At 70.2% G+C, this 14631-nt stretch carries 10 protein-coding genes; 5 read left to right on the top strand and 5 right to left on the bottom strand.

The window, feature by feature from the left end:
* Positions 1-404: 404 nt before the first annotated feature.
* Together OG310_RS28130 and metH are read right to left on the bottom strand one after the other, a co-directional pair.
* The gene (locus tag OG310_RS28130) at positions 405-1106 is read right to left on the bottom strand and encodes an HAD family hydrolase (protein ID WP_329458651.1); all 702 of its coding nucleotides are present in this window, start codon (positions 1104-1106) and stop codon (positions 405-407) included.
* 154 nt (positions 1107-1260) lie between these two features.
* Positions 1261-4773, bottom strand: a complete 3513-nt coding sequence (gene metH, locus OG310_RS28125; RefSeq protein WP_329458650.1) for a methionine synthase — start codon at positions 4771-4773, stop codon at positions 1261-1263.
* A 195-nt stretch (positions 4774-4968) separates the two neighbouring features.
* On the opposite strand from metH, the gene OG310_RS28120 reads away from it, so the two are divergent.
* From OG310_RS28120 to OG310_RS28100, 5 genes are all read left to right on the top strand, one after another.
* Entirely contained in the window at positions 4969-5775 is an 807-nt protein-coding gene (locus tag OG310_RS28120; protein WP_329458649.1) for an IclR family transcriptional regulator, read from the top strand.
* 221 nt (positions 5776-5996) lie between these two features.
* Positions 5997-6788 (top strand): MIP/aquaporin family protein, encoded by a 792-nt coding sequence (locus OG310_RS28115; RefSeq protein ID WP_329458648.1) that lies wholly within the window; start codon positions 5997-5999, stop codon positions 6786-6788.
* 50 nt (positions 6789-6838) lie between these two features.
* Positions 6839-8386, top strand: a complete 1548-nt coding sequence (gene glpK / locus OG310_RS28110) for a glycerol kinase GlpK (protein WP_329458647.1) — start codon at positions 6839-6841, stop codon at positions 8384-8386.
* A 96-nt stretch (positions 8387-8482) separates the two neighbouring features.
* The gene (locus OG310_RS28105) at positions 8483-10096 is read left to right on the top strand and encodes a glycerol-3-phosphate dehydrogenase/oxidase (RefSeq protein ID WP_329458646.1); all 1614 of its coding nucleotides are present in this window, start codon (positions 8483-8485) and stop codon (positions 10094-10096) included.
* Positions 10097-10207: 111 nt separating this feature from the next.
* Entirely contained in the window at positions 10208-10879 is a 672-nt protein-coding gene (locus OG310_RS28100; RefSeq protein ID WP_329458645.1) for a FadR/GntR family transcriptional regulator, read from the top strand.
* 108 nt (positions 10880-10987) lie between these two features.
* Here OG310_RS28100 and OG310_RS28095 read toward each other — a convergent pair whose 3' ends face one another.
* From OG310_RS28095 to OG310_RS28085, 3 genes are read right to left on the bottom strand one after another with little or no spacing between them, the layout of a single operon-like run.
* Positions 10988-12013, bottom strand: a complete 1026-nt coding sequence (locus OG310_RS28095) for an ABC transporter permease (protein WP_329458644.1) — start codon at positions 12011-12013, stop codon at positions 10988-10990.
* A complete protein-coding gene (locus tag OG310_RS28090) occupies positions 12010-13548 on the bottom strand; it encodes a sugar ABC transporter ATP-binding protein (protein WP_329458643.1) in 1539 nt (512 codons plus the stop codon). The genes OG310_RS28095 and OG310_RS28090 overlap by 4 nt, the downstream gene beginning before the upstream one ends.
* Positions 13549-13553: 5 nt before the next feature.
* Positions 13554-14621 (bottom strand): sugar ABC transporter substrate-binding protein, encoded by a 1068-nt coding sequence (locus OG310_RS28085; RefSeq protein WP_329458642.1) that lies wholly within the window; start codon positions 14619-14621, stop codon positions 13554-13556.
* Positions 14622-14631: the final 10 nt, after the last annotated feature.

Below are 14631 nucleotides of genomic sequence, written 5' to 3'. Positions count from 1 at the left end.
GTGGGCTAACTCCTTGTGGGAAACCTGGACGCGGCGGTCCGAAAGGCGCCGGGGCGCCCTACGCGCGACGCGAGTTGCGGCGCCGGCGACCCGGCACGACATTAGCCGCCGCGCGGCCAAAGCCCTGAACGGGCCTCCCAGAGAGGGTTATCGCTTAGTGATGGCCATTAACGGCCTGTGGATGCAGGGGTGTCGTATGTTTCGTACACGGCTTCACCAACCGGGACACATGGGCATGGCGAACCGGCGCCCGAAGGGGCGCGAGCGGGACGAATTGGCGATGCGCGCACCACGCAGAGTGATGAATGTCACCCGGTATTCCCGCAGTGGCGGACCTGACCCGAGGGCCGCGCCCGCCGGGGCAGCGCGTGGAACCGTGCCGGGCGTCGCACTGCCCCCGGCGGTCAGCGCTCGTTCGCGGGCAGGGCGCGCAGCAGCGCGAGATCGACCTCTTCGAGCGAGGCCACGACGTGGCGGCCGGGGGCCGGCTCGATCGGGGCGATGGACGGTACGGCCACGACACGGCAGCCGGCCGCCTCCGCCGCGGCCACCCCGGTGGCCGTGTCCTCGACCACCGCGCAGCGGTCGGGCTGCGCGCCGAGGCCGCGGGCGGCGATCAGGTAGGGGTCGGGGTGCGGCTTCGTACGGGCCACCTCGTCGCCCGCGACGGTGAGTGCGAAGTGCTCGGGGCCGAGGGAGAGCAGGACCTTGTCGATGATGCTGCGGTGCGAGGCGGACACCAGGGCGGTGGGGACCTGGTGGGCCGTCAGTTCGGCGAGCAGCCGGGCGGCCCCCGGCATCAGGGGCACGCCCTGTCCGATGCGGTTCTCGAAGGCCGCGTTGAGCAGCAGCACGAGGGCGTCGAGCGTGACCTCGGCGCCCGTCGCCTCGATGAGGAAGCCGGCGCTGCGCGTCATCGGCCCGCCGACGACGATCTCCCGCCAGCCCTCGTCCAGGACGTGGCCGAGCTCCTTGAAGACCTCGACCTCCGCGTCCCACCAGATGCCCTCGCTGTCCACGAGTGTGCCGTCCATGTCGAGCAGCACGGCCTGGAGGGCGGAACCCTCGGCCGTTCGGGGCAAGGACGCGGGGACCGTACTGGTCATCCGGCACACCTCCATGAGGGACGAGAAGGCCGGCCGCCTGCCCGTACGGGTTTCCCCCGCCAGGGCGGGCGGCCGGCCTGCGCTGGACCGACCAGTGTACGTCCCCGCGGCGCGCGACGCCCGGCGTGGCGGCGCGCCGCGGGTGACGATCCGGTCATCGTGCGTTGAAGTACTTCGCCTCGGGGTGGTGGATGACGATCGCGTCGGTGGACTGCTCCGGGTGGAGCTGGAACTCCTCAGAGAGCTGCACGCCGATGCGCTCGGGCTCCAGCAGGGCGGCGATCTTCGCCCGGTCCTCCAGGTCGGGGCAGGCGCCGTAGCCGAGGGAGAAGCGGGCCCCCCGGTACTTCAGCGAGAACATGTCCTCGACGTCCGCGGGGTCCTCGCCGGCGAAGCCGAGCTCGGAGCGGACCCGCGCGTGCCAGTACTCCGCGAGGGCCTCGGCGAGTTGCACGGAGAGCCCGTGCAACTCCAGGTAGTCGCGGTAGGAGTTGGCCTCGAACAGCTCGGCGGTGCGCCCGCCGATCCTGGAGCCCACGGTGACGACCTGGAGGCCGACGACGTCCGTCTCGCCGGACTCCTCGGGGCGGAAGAAGTCCGCGAGGCACAGGTGACGGCCGCGGCGCTGGCGGGGGAAGGTGAAGCGGGTGCGCTCCGAGCCGTCCTCGCCCAGCAGGATCAGGTCGTCGCCCTTGGACACGCAGGGGAAGTAGCCGTAGACGACGGCCGCCTCCAGGAGGTTCTGCGTGTGCATCTGCTCCAGCCAGCCGCGCAGGTGCGGGCGGCCCTCGCTCTCCACGAGCTCCTCGTACGAGGGTCCCTCGCCGGCCCTGGCCTCCTTGAGGCCCCACTGGCCCTTGAAGAGGGCGCCCTCGTCGAGCCAGGACGCGTACTCCGCGATCTGGATGCCCTTGACGACGCGGCTGCCCCAGAACGGCGGGGTGGGGACCGGGTTGTCGGTGGCTACGTCGGAGCGGGTGACGACCTCTCCCGGCCGCTCCAGCACCGCCGTGGTCGCCGCGGTCTTGACGCGGCGCTGCTTGAGCTCCGGCAGGACGGCGCCGGGCACGCCGCGCTTGACGGCGATGAGGGCGTCCATCAGCCGCAGGCCTTCGAAGGCGTCACGCGCGTAGCGCACCTCGCCCTCGTAGATCTCGTGGAGGTCCTGTTCCACGTACGCGCGGGTGAGCGCTGCGCCGCCGAGGATGACCGGGTAGTCGGCGGCCATCCGGCGCTGGTTCAGCTCCTGGAGGTTCTCCTTCATGATCACGGTGGACTTGACGAGGAGTCCGGACATCCCGATGACGTCCGCCCTGTGCTCCTCGGCGGCGTCCAGGATCGCGGAGACGGGCTGCTTGATGCCCAGGTTCACGACGTTGTAGCCGTTGTTGGACAGGATGATGTCGACGAGGTTCTTGCCGATGTCGTGGACGTCGCCGCGGACGGTGGCGAGCACGATGGTGCCCTTGCCCTCGTCGTCGGACTTCTCCATGTGCGGCTCCAGGTGCGCCACCGCGGTCTTCATGACCTCGGCGGACTGGAGCACGAACGGCAGCTGCATCTTGCCGGAGCCGAACAGCTCGCCGACGACCTTCATGCCGTTCAGCAGCGTCTCGTTGACGATCTCCAGGGCGGGGCGCTCGGCGAGCGCCGCGTCGAGGTCGGCCTCCAGGCCGTTCTTCTCGCCGTCGATGATGCGGCGCTCCAGGCGCTCGTTCAGCGGCAGGGCGAGCAGTTCCTCGGCCCTGCTGTCCTTCATCGACTTGGTGTTGACGCCCTCGAACAGCTCCATCAGCTTCTGGAGCGGGTCGTAGCCCTCGGAGCGGCGGTCGTGGATCAGGTCGAGGGCGGTCGTGACCTGTTCCTCGTCGAGCCGCGCGATGGGCAGGATCTTGGAGGCGTGCACGATCGCCGAGTCCAGGCCGGCCTTGACGCACTCGTCCAGGAAGACGGAGTTCAGGACGACCCGGGCGGCCGGGTTGAGACCGAAGGAGATGTTGGACAGGCCGAGCGTGGTCTGCACGTCGGGGTGGCGGCGCTTGAGTTCGCGGATCGCCTCGATGGTCGCGACGCCGTCGCCCCGCGACTCCTCCTGCCCGGTACAGATGGTGAAGGTCAGGCAGTCGACCAGGATGTCCGACTCGTGGATGCCCCAGTTGCCGGTCAGGTCCTCGATCAGGCGCTCCGCGATGGCCACCTTGTGCTCGACGGTACGGGCCTGGCCCTGCTCGTCGATGGTCAGCGCGATCAGCGCGGCGCCGTGCTCGGCGGCCAGCTCGGTGACCTTGTGGAAGCGGGACTCGGGTCCGTCGCCGTCCTCGTAGTTGACCGAGTTGATGACGGCCCGGCCGCCCAGCTTCTCCAGGCCGGCGCGGAGCACGTCCAGTTCGGTGGAGTCGAGCACGATCGGCAGGGTGGACGCGGTGGCGAAGCGCCCCGCGAGTTCCTCCATGTCGGCCACGCCGTCGCGGCCGACGTAGTCGACGCACAGGTCGAGCATGTGGGCGCCCTCGCGGATCTGCCCGCGGGCCATCTCGACGCAGTCGTCCCAGCGGCCGTCCAGCATGGCGTCGCGGAACTTCTTGGACCCGTTGGCGTTCGTCCGCTCGCCGATGGCGAGGTACGAGGTGTCCTGCCGGAACGGGACGGTCTGGTAGAGCGAGGCGGCGCCGGGCTCGGGGCGGGGCGCGCGCTCGCGGCGCTCGGCGCCGCGCACGCGCTCGACGACCTGGCGCAGGTGCTCGGGGGTCGTGCCGCAGCAGCCCCCGACCAGGGAGATGCCGTACTCCGCGACGAAGTTCTCCTGCGCGTCGGCGAGCTCGCCGGGCTGCAGCGGGTAGTGCGCGCCGTTCTTGCCGAGGACGGGCAGGCCGGCGTTGGGCATGCAGGACAGCGGGATCCGGGAGTGCTTGGCGAGATAGCGCAGGTGCTCGCTCATCTCGGACGGGCCGGTCGCGCAGTTGAGGCCGATCATGTCGATGCCGAGGGGTTCCAGCGCGGTGAGCGCGGCGCCGATCTCGGAGCCGAGCAGCATGGTGCCGGTGGTCTCGACGGTGACCGAGCAGATGACCGGCAGGTTCGTGCCGGTGGCGTCCAGGGCGCGGCGCGCGCCGAGGACGGCGGCCTTGGTCTGCAGCAGGTCCTGGGTGGTCTCGACGAGGAGCGCGTCGGCCCCGCCCGCGATCATGCCTTCCGCGTTGCGCTGGTAGGCGTCGCGGAGCTTGACGTACGGGGCGTGGCCGAGGGTCGGCAGCTTGGTGCCGGGGCCCATGGAGCCGAGCACCCAGCGCTGCTGCCCGGTCGAGGCGGTGAACTCGTCGGCGACCTCGCGGGCGATGGCCGCGCCGGCCTCGGAGAGCTCGAAGACGCGCTCGGGGATGTCGTACTCGCCCAGCGCGGCGAAGTTGGCGCCGAAGGTGTTCGTCTCGACGCAGTCGACGCCGACGGCGAAGTACTCCTGGTGCACGGAACGGACGATGTCCGGGCGGGTCACGTTCAGGATCTCGTTGCAGCCTTCGAGGTCCTGGAAGTCGGCGAGGGTCGGGTCCTGGGCCTGGAGCATGGTGCCCATGGCGCCGTCGGCGACCACCACGCGGGTGGCGAGGGCCTCACGCAGGGCGTTGACGCGGGTACGGCTGTCGGTGGAGGGGGTCGGCGACGAGGCCATGAATTCACTCCCGTAGATGCGACGGCTGTCGGCTTTGCCCCGAGCGGTGCGAGGGGCACCCGGCCAGGGTAGCCGGGGAGTACGCCAGTACGGCTCGGGCGTCCACGGCGTGGTCCCCCGGGTCTGTCTTCGGCAGACGGATTCGGCATGGGCCGATAGTGTTCAGCATTGTCGAATAGTGAACGGAGTCCGCCGATGGCGAAGAACATTCAGTCGCTTGAGCGGGCTGCGGCCGTGCTGCGCCTGCTGGCAGGCGGCGAGCGCCGGCTGGGCCTGTCCGACATCGCCTCCTCGCTGGGCCTGGCCAAGGGCACGGCGCACGGAATCCTGCGGACCCTCCAGGCGGAGGGGTTCGTCGAGCAGGAGGCCGCGTCGGGGCGCTACCAGCTGGGCGCGGAGCTGCTGCGGCTCGGCAACAGCTACCTGGACGTGCACGAACTGCGCTCGCGCGCCCTCGTCTGGACGGACGATCTGGCCCGGTCGAGCGGCGAGAGCGTCCACCTGGGCGTCCTGCACCTGGGGGGCGTGCTGATCGTGCACCACGTCTTCAGACCCGACGACAGCCGCCAGGTGCTGGAGGTGGGGGCCATGCAGCCGCTGCACTCCACGGCGCTCGGCAAGGTGCTGTGCGCGTTCGACCCGGTGGCGCACAACGACGCGCTGGAGGGCGAGCGCCGGGCCTTCACGCCCCGGACCGTCACCCTGCCCGGCCCCTTCGAGGAGGAACTGTCGGCCGTGCGGGAGCGGGGCTGGGCCTCGGACGTCGAGGAGACGTGGGAGGGCGTGAGCGCGGTGGCGGCGCCGATCCGCGACCGGCACGGGATGGCGGTCGGGGCGATCGCGCTCACCGGCGCGAGCGAGCGGCTCCTCGCGGGCGGCGGAGCCGGCGAATCCGCTCCGCGTCCGGGCGCGGCGGCCCCCGCGGTACGGGCCGATCTGGCGGCCGCGGTCCGCGACTGCGCCCGCTCCGTGTCCCGGGATATCGGCAACGGGCGGTTTTGACCCGAATAGCGCATGATCGGAAGTGCGCGAGGTTCCGTTTGCGGAACTCTTGACGGCCCTTGATCTCAGGACGAGACTGCCGTACAGCGGTCGACATTGTCGAACGGTTGCCGCAAGAACAGCGGTGACGGGCGACGACGACTGGGAGCAAGTGCCTAAAGAAGGGCGCGGACCGCCGGGCAGCCCCGGCGATCCGCTTTCCCTGGACGAAGGAGTCTCGGGTGTCCAATCTCGACATATTCGTGGGTGAAACGTCCGGCACGGCCATGCTGATCCTGCTCGGTGGTGGCGTGGTGGCCGGCGTGGTACTCAAGCGGTCGAAGGCGTTCGGTGCCGGATGGGTGGCCATCAGCTTCGGCTGGGGCTTCGCCGTCATGGCCGGCGCCTATCTGTCCGCGCCGAAGTCGGCGGCCTCACTGAACCCCGCGCTGACACTCGCCCTGGCCATTCAGGGCGGCATCAAATGGGGCGATGTGCCCCTCTACATGGGATCGGAACTGCTGGGTGCCATGATCGGCGCCTTCCTGGTGTGGGTCGCCTACCTGGGCCAGTTCAAGGCGTTCCTGAGCGATCCGGACGTACTCGCGGCGCAGCCCGCGGAGGAAGGGCTGGTCGACCAGAAGACCGCGCCGAAGGCCGGTCCCGTACTCGGCATCTTCTCCACCGGCCCGGAGATCCGGCACTTCGTGCAGAACCTCCTGACGGAGATCATCGGCACGTTCGTGCTGGTCATCGCGATCCTTACGCAGGGCCTCAACCAGAAGGGCAACGGTCTGGGGGCCATCGGCATCCTGATCACGGCGTTCGTCGTGGTGTCCATCGGCCTCTCCCTCGGTGGGCCGACCGGATATGCCATCAACCCGGCCCGCGACCTCGGGCCCCGTATCGTCCACGCCCTCCTGCCGCTGCGGAACAAGGGCGGCTCGGACTGGGCGTACTCCTGGGTCCCGGTGATCGGACCCTTCGCGGGCGCGGCTCTCGCGGCCGGATTCTACGAACTCGCGTTCGCGTGACGCCCGCGTCTCCCTCTTCCCACCCCTCCGACGGAGCAGGAGCTGACACCGTGAGTGACAACACCACAGGGACCTCGTCCCACGGGACGGGCCCGTTCATCGCCGCCATCGACCAGGGCACGACATCGAGCCGCTGCATCGTCTTCGACCGGGACGGCCGCATCGTGGCCGTGGACCAGAAGGAGCACGAGCAGATATTCCCCAAGCCCGGCTGGGTGGAGCACAACGCGGCCGAGATCTGGACCAACGTCCAGGAAGTCGTCGCCGGAGCCATCAGCAAGGCCGGCATCACCAAGGACGACGTCAAGGCGATCGGCATCACCAACCAGCGCGAGACGACGCTGCTGTGGGACAAGAACACCGGTGAGCCGGTGCACAACGCGATCGTCTGGCAGGACACCCGTACCGACGGCCTCACCCGTGAACTGGGGCGCAACGTGGGCGCGGACCGCTGGCGCCGGGAGACCGGCCTGCCGCTGTCGACGTACTTCGCGGGCCCCAAGGCGCGCTGGCTGCTGGACAACGTCGAGGGCCTGCGCGAGCGCGCGGAGCGCGGCGACATCCTGTTCGGCACGATGGACACCTGGGTCATCTGGAACCTCACCGGCGGGACGAACGGCGGCGCCCACGTCACCGACGTCACCAACGCCTCCCGCACGATGCTGATGAACCTCCACAACATGGAGTGGGACCAGCGGATCTGCGAGTCCATGGGCGTGCCGTACGGGATCCTGCCGAAGATCAAGTCCTCCTCGGAGGTGTACGGGACGGCCAAGGGCGGCGCGCTCGACGGCGTGCCGGTCGCCTCCGCGCTCGGCGACCAGCAGGCCGCGCTGTTCGGCCAGTGCTGCTTCACCGAGGGCGACGCCAAGTCCACCTACGGCACGGGCACGTTCATGCTGATGAACACGTCCACCAAGCCGGTCAACTCGTACAACGGCCTGCTCACCACGGTCGGCTACCGCATCGGGGACGAGCCGGCGGTGTACGCGCTGGAGGGCTCCATCGCGGTCACCGGCGCGCTCGTGCAGTGGATGCGCGACCAGATGGGCCTGATCAAGACGGCGCCCGAGATCGAGACGCTGGCCTCCTCCGTGGAGGACAACGGCGGCGCGTACTTCGTACCGGCGTTCTCCGGGCTGTTCGCGCCCCACTGGGCCCCCGACGCGCGCGGGGTGATCGCCGGACTCACCGGCTACGTCACCAAGGCGCACATCGCCCGCGCCGTCCTGGAGGCGACGGCCTGGCAGACCCGCGAGATCAGCGACGCCATGACGAAGGACTCGGGTGTCGAACTGACCACGCTCAAGGTCGACGGCGGCATGACCGCCAACAACCTGCTGATGCAGACGCTCGCCGACGTCCTCGACGCCCCGGTCGTACGCCCGCTGGTCGCGGAGACCACGGCACTCGGCGCGGCGTACGCGGCGGGCCTCGCGGTGGGCTTCTGGCCCGACACCGACGCGCTGCGCGCGAACTGGCGCCGCGCCGCCGAGTGGACCCCCCACATGGAGTCGGGGATCCGCGATCGCGAGTACAAGAACTGGCTCAAGGCCGTGGAACGGACCAAGGGCTGGCTCGAGGACAGCGACGTCTGAACCGGAGCGCCGCACAGCGGCCGCCGGCACCCCGGCGGCCGACCCGGCGACACAGCCACAGAGCGACAGCTGGACAACGGCTGACGAGGAGTACGTATGAACACCCCCCTGCGCGGCGCCCCGGCACTCGGGACGCACCTGGCCGGCGGCTCACTGCCGAGCCGCGCCGAGATCCGTGACCAGATGGACCACGCGGCCTTCGACCTCCTGGTGATCGGCGGCGGCATCCTGGGCATCTCCACCGCCTGGCATGCCTCGCAGTCGGGGCTCAGGGTGGCCCTGGTGGACAGCGGCGACTTCGCCGGGGCCACCTCATCGGCCTCGTCGAAGCTGCTGCACGGCGGGCTGCGCTACCTCCAGACCGGCGCGGTAAGGCTGGTGGCGGAGAACCACTTCGAGCGCCGGGCCGTGGCCCACCAGGTCGCTCCGCACCTGGCCAATCCGCTCACCTTCTACCTGCCGGTCTACCGGGGCGGCCCGCACGGCGCGGCCAAGCTCGGCGCCGGCGTCTTCGCCTACTCCGCGCTGTCCGCCTTCGGCGACGGCGTCGGGCACCTGATCAGCCCGGAGAAGGCGAAGCGCGCCGTACCGGAGCTGCGCACGGAGAACCTGCGGGCCGTCGCCGTGTACGGGGACGACCAGATGAACGACTCGCGGATGGCGCTGATGACGGTCCGCGCCGCCGTCGACTCCGGCGCCGCCGTGCTCAACTACGCCCAGGTGACCGGGCTGCGCTTCACCGGCGGCCGGGTGACGGGCGCCGACCTCAAGGACCAGACGGACGGCAGCGAGTTCGGCGTGAACGCGCGGCTCGTGCTCAACGCGACAGGTCCCTGGGTCGACCACCTGCGGGCCATGGAGGACGCGGGCGCGGCCCCCTCCATCCGGCTCTCCAAGGGCGCGCACCTCGTGATGCGCAGGACCGCGCCGTGGCGCGCGGCCCTCGCCACGCCCATCGACAAGTACCGCATCACCTTCGCGCTGCCGTGGGAGGACATGCTCGTCCTCGGCACGACGGACGAGGGGTACGAGGGCGATCCCGCGGACGTCGCCGTCAACGAGAAGGACATCCGGCAGATCCTCGACGAGGCCTCGCTGTCCGTCACCGACCAGCAGCTCTCGCGGGACCAGATCGCCTACTCGTACGCGGGCCTGCGGGTGCTGCCCGGCGGTCCGGGCGACACGTCCACGGCGAAGCGGGAGACCGTGGTGACCGAGGGCAGGGGCGGCATGCTGTCCGTCGCGGGCGGCAAGTGGACCACGTTCCGGCACATCGGCCGCACGGTGCTGAACAAGCTGGAGACGCTGCCCGGACATCCGCTGGGCCAGGGCGCGGAGCCCGTGTCGGAACTGCCGAAGAAGATGCCGCTGCCCGGTATCGCCAACCCGGGCGCCGTCGCGCACCGGCTCATGATCGACGAGGGCGTCTCGGACGGCGGGATCGCGCCGGACACCGCCAAGCACCTGGCGACGCACTACGGCACGCTCGCGTACGACATCGCGCGGCTGACGTACGAGAAGCCGGAGCTGCGCGAGCGCATCCATCCGGACGCGCCGGAGATCTGGGCGCAGGTCGTCTACGCCCGCGACCACGAGTGGGCACGGACCGCCGAGGACGTACTGCGCCGCCGCACCACGCTCACCATCCGGGGCCTGGACACGGACGAGATCAAGACGAAGGTGGAGGAACTGCTCGCCCGGCGCGGCTGACGGCGGCGAGAGCGACGGGAGCGCTGCGAAGACACCCGTGTATCTGTCCCCCAGGGCACTGAGCCCGACGCATAATGGGGGGCAGATACATCGGATGTATGGAGGTCACCCGTGGCTGTCACCGACGAGGCGATAGAGAAGATCAAAGGAATGATCGTCTCCGGCACGCTCCGCCCGGGTGACCGCCTCCCCAAGGAGAGTGAACTGGCGGCCGATCTCGGCCTGTCCAGGAACTCCCTGCGGGAGGCGGTCCGCGCGCTGGCCCTGATGCGCATTCTCGACGTGCGGCAGGGCGATGGAACGTACGTCACGAGTCTCGATCCGCAACTGCTCCTGGAAGCACTCAGTTTCGTGGTGGACTTCCACCGCGACGACACCGTGCTGGAGTTCCTCGCGGTGCGCCGCATCCTGGAGCCCGCCGCGACGGCGATGGCGAGCGCGCGGATCACCGCGGACGAGCTGACGGCCCTGGACGGGCAGCTGGACGCCCTGGGCGCCGAGCCGTCCGTGGAGGAACTCGTCGCCTCCGACCTGGAGTTCCACCGGGGCATCGTGCGGTGCTCCGGCAACTCGGTACTGGTCTCGCTCCTCGACGGGCTGTCCGGGCCGACGACGCGGGCGCGAATATGGCGCGGTCTGACGCAGCAGGACGCGGTCAGCCGCACCCTGCACGAGCACCGGGCGATCCTCGCGGCGCTGCGGGACCGGGACGCGGAGGCGGCCAGGTCATGGGCGACGGTGCACATCGCGAGCGTGGAGATGTGGTTGCGCTCGACGCTGTGAGGACGTGAGCGAAGGAGCGGGCGGCGTACCGGCGCCGTCCGGTCCGGGGCAGCGTGAAGGGCCCGTTCCGCGATGCCCGAGGGGGTCGCGGAACGGGCCCTTTCGCTCTCAGTCCTGTTTCTCGCCGCTCGCGAAGCGGGAGACGATCAGTGCGACGATGATGATCGCGCCGTTGAGGAACTGGTCCCACTCCGGCGGTACGCCCGCCAGTGTCATCACGTTGACCACCAGCTGGAGGGTGAGGACACCGGTCAGCGCGCCGAAGATGGTGCCGCGTCCGCCCTTGAGGCTGACCCCGCCGATGACGGCGGCGGCGAACACGTTGAAGATCCAGCCGTTGCCCTGGTCGGCGGCGACCGAACCGTAGTGGCCCGTGTAGAGGATGCCGGCGAACGCCGCGAGCAGGCTCGCGATGCCGAGCACGATCCAGGTGACCCGGTCGACCCGGATACCGGCGGCGCGCGCCGCCTCCGGATTGCCGCCGATCGCGTACAGCGACCTGCCGTGCCGGAACCAGGCCAGCGCCGCCCCGCCGAGCGCGAAGAGGATCAGACACAGCCACACCGCGGCCGGCAGCCCGATCCACTGGGTCCTGCCGAGGTAGCGGAAGGAATCCGGCACGTCGGAGATGGACTTGCCGCCGGTGATGCCGATCTGGAGCCCGCGCAGCATGGTCAGCATGCCGAGGGTGGCGATGAAACCGTTGACGCGGAGCTTCAGGATCAAGAAAGCGTTGAACGCGCCGATGGCGAGGCCGACCAGCAGGTCGAACGGGATCGCCGTCCAGGTCGGCAGCCCCAGGCCGTTGAACCGGCCGCCGTGGGTGGGCAGCACCAGCCACATCGCGATCGCCGGCGCGACGCCGATCGTCGACTCCAGCGACAGGTCCATGCGGCCCGCGATCAGCACCAGCGCCTCGCCGAGCACCAGCAGGCTCAGTTCGGACGCGGACTGGAGCACGCCGGTCAGGTTGTTGGCGGTCAGGAACGCCGGCGAGACGATGAACCCGATCACCATCAGCACGACGATCACGGGCACGAGCGAGAAGTCGCTCCACCTGATCAGCCGGAGCCTGCCGCGCGGGCTCAGGCTCTCGGTACGGTCCGCCACCGGCGGACGCATCGTCTCGGTCATTCCCGCTCCCCCACACCTTCCATGGCGGCGACCAGTTCCCGGTCGCTCCACCCGCTCCCGAACGTGGCCACCACGCGCCCGTGGAACAGGGCCAGTACGCGGTCGCACACCCGCAGATCGTCCAGCTCGTCCGAGATGATCACGGCCGCGCTGCCCTCGTCGGCCACCCGGCGCACCACGCCGAGCAGCGAGTCCTTCGATTTGATGTCGACACCGGCCGTGGGCCGCACGGCCACGAGCGCCTTGGGATCGCGCGCGAGGGCGCGTGCCACCACGACCTTCTGCTGGTTGCCCCCGGACAGACCGGCCACCGGCTGCTCGGGTCCCGTGGTCTTGATGTCGAGCGCGTCGATCATCGACCGGGCGAACGCCCGGGTACGGGAGGGCAGTACGGTCCCCCAGGGCCCCAGCTGGTCGGCGACGGTGAGCGTCGCGTTCTCCGCGACGCTGCGGGTCGCGACCAGGCCCTGGAGGTGGCGGTCCTCGGGGATGTACCCGATGCCCGCCTTCAGCGCGTCGGGCACACTGCCCGGCCGCACCGGCCGGCCGTTCATCGCGACGCTGCCGGAGGTCGGCGAGCGCATGCCGACGAGGATCTCGCCGAGCGCCACGGTGCCGCTGGCGGCAGCGCCCGCGACCCCCAGCACCTCACCGGGGCGAACCTCCAGGTCGAGCGGCTCGAACACACCGTCCAGGGTGAGCTGTTCGGTGCGCAGGACGGGTTCGGCACGGGCGAGGGCCGAGGAGTTCTCCCCGGCGTGCCAGGCGCCGGCGGAGCGCGCCGCGTCCCCGGTCATCGCCGCCACCAGGTCGTTCTTCGGCAGGTCGGCGACCTGCGCGCTCAGGACGTGCCGCGCGTCGCGGTAGACGGTGACCGCGGTGCACAGTTCGTACACCTCCTGGAGGTGGTGCGAGATGAAGAGGAACGCGACGCCCTGCGCCTGGAGTTCGCGCAGTTTGGTGAACAGGCGCTGGATGCCGCGCGCGTCGAGCTGCGCGGTCGGCTCGTCCAGGATGATCAGGCGGGCGCCGAAGGACAGCGCCCGCGCGATCTCCACGAACTGCCGCTGTTCCACGGTCAGGTCCTTGGCGCGCACGGTGGGGTCGACGTCCACGCCGTATCCGCCGAGGAGCTCCGCGGCGCGCCTGCGCAGGGCACCCCAGCCGATGACCCGGCCCGAACCCGCGTTCTGTGCCGCGAAGTTGTTGAGGAAGAGGTTCTCGGCGACCGTCAGGTCGGGAACCACCATGGACTTCTGGTAGACGCAGGCGACCTTGGACTGCCAGGCCGCTGTGTCCCCGTAGGCGGGGGCGGCCTCGCCGCCGAAGCTCACCCGCCCCTCGTCCGGCCGGTGCAGGCCGGTGAGGACGCTCACGAGCGTGGACTTCCCCGCGCCGTTGCGGCCGACGAGCGCGTGCGACTCGCCGGGCCGCACGGTCAGCCGGACGCCGTCCAGCGCGAGGGTCGAGCCGAAGCGCTTGACGATGCCTTCCGCGTGCACCGCTGCGGGTGCTTTCGGTGTTGCCAGTTCCATGGCTGCTACTTCTTGTCCAGCTGGTTGGCCCACAGGCTCGGGTCATCCACGTTCTTCTTGGTCACCAGCGGCGCGGGGAGCTGGTCCTCGTACCCGTTGGGGATCTTGACGATCGTGGAGTCGTGGTCCGTGGGGCCGACCTTCTGCTTCTTGCCCGCGACGGCTTCCTTCGCGTACTGCAGCGCGTACTTGGCGTACAGGTCCGCGGGCTGGGAGATCGTGGCGTCGATCTGGCCCTTGCGGATCGCGTCGAACTCCTGCGGGATGCCGTCGTTGGAGATGATGGTGATGTGGCCCTTGGTGCCGGCGGGCTTGAGCAGGTGCTTCTGCTGGAGCAGCGCCAGGGTGGGGGCCAGGAAGACACCGCCGGCCTGCATGTAGAGGCCGTTCAGGTCCGGGTTGGCGGCCAGCGTGGACTGCAGCTTCGACGACGCGACGTTGCCCTCCCAGTTGGTGGCCAGCTCGATGACCTTGATGGCGGGGAAGTTCTTGTCCATGCAGGACTTGAACGCCTGCGAGCGGTCGCGGCCGTTGATGGAGGACAGGTCGCCCTCGAACTCCGCGACCTTGCCCTTCCCCTTCAGCTGCTGGCCGAGGAACATGCACGCCTTGGTGCCGTAGGCGACGTTGTCGGCGCGTACCACCATGTACACCTTGCCCTTGTCGGGCCGGGTGTCGACGCTGACCACGGGTATCTTCTTGTCGCTCAGCGTCTGCAGGGTCTGGGCGACCGCGCCGGTGTCCTGCGGGGCCATCACGACGGCCTTCGCGCCCTGGTCGGTCAGCGCCTGCACGTTGGACGCCAGCTTGCCGATGTCGTTCTGCGAGTTGGTCAGCGGCAGCGCGCTCACGGCGCCGCCCTTGATGTCCTTCTGGATGTACTGCTGGTACGAGTTCCAGAAGTCGGTGTCGCTGCGCGGCAGGTCGACGCCGATCTTGCCGCCGCCCGAGGCGCTGTCGCCCCCCCGGTTGCAGCCGGCGAGGGCCGTCACCGACAGCAGCACGGCGCAGGCCGCGGCACCCGTCATCCGCAGCCGGCCGAGTGGGGCTCGCCCCATGGTGTCTCGGAGCATGGTTGTCCCG

It is taken from the genome of Streptomyces sp. NBC_01497, assembly GCF_036250695.1.
In the GTDB taxonomy this organism is placed as follows: Bacteria; Actinomycetota; Actinomycetes; order Streptomycetales; family Streptomycetaceae; genus Streptomyces.
The sequence above is the reverse complement of the archived record's forward strand: the minus strand, read 5'-3'. Positions and strand labels throughout refer to the sequence as shown.

Bases quoted from the DNA above. Each gene is read 5' to 3' on its own strand.
- OG310_RS28130 (WP_329458651.1), bottom strand. From the start codon at position 1,106: ATGACCAGTACGGTCCCCGCGTCCTTGCCCCGAACGGCCGAGGGTTCC.
- metH (WP_329458650.1), bottom strand. From the start codon at position 4,773: ATGGCCTCGTCGCCGACCCCCTCCACCGACAGCCGTACCCGCGTCAAC.
- OG310_RS28120 (WP_329458649.1), top strand. From the start codon at position 4,969: ATGGCGAAGAACATTCAGTCGCTTGAGCGGGCTGCGGCCGTGCTGCGC.
- OG310_RS28105 (WP_329458646.1), top strand. From the start codon at position 8,483: ATGAACACCCCCCTGCGCGGCGCCCCGGCACTCGGGACGCACCTGGCC.
- OG310_RS28095 (WP_329458644.1), bottom strand. From the start codon at position 12,013: ATGACCGAGACGATGCGTCCGCCGGTGGCGGACCGTACCGAGAGCCTG.
- OG310_RS28090 (WP_329458643.1), bottom strand. From the start codon at position 13,548: ATGGAACTGGCAACACCGAAAGCACCCGCAGCGGTGCACGCGGAAGGC.
- OG310_RS28085 (WP_329458642.1), bottom strand. From the start codon at position 14,621: ATGCTCCGAGACACCATGGGGCGAGCCCCACTCGGCCGGCTGCGGATG.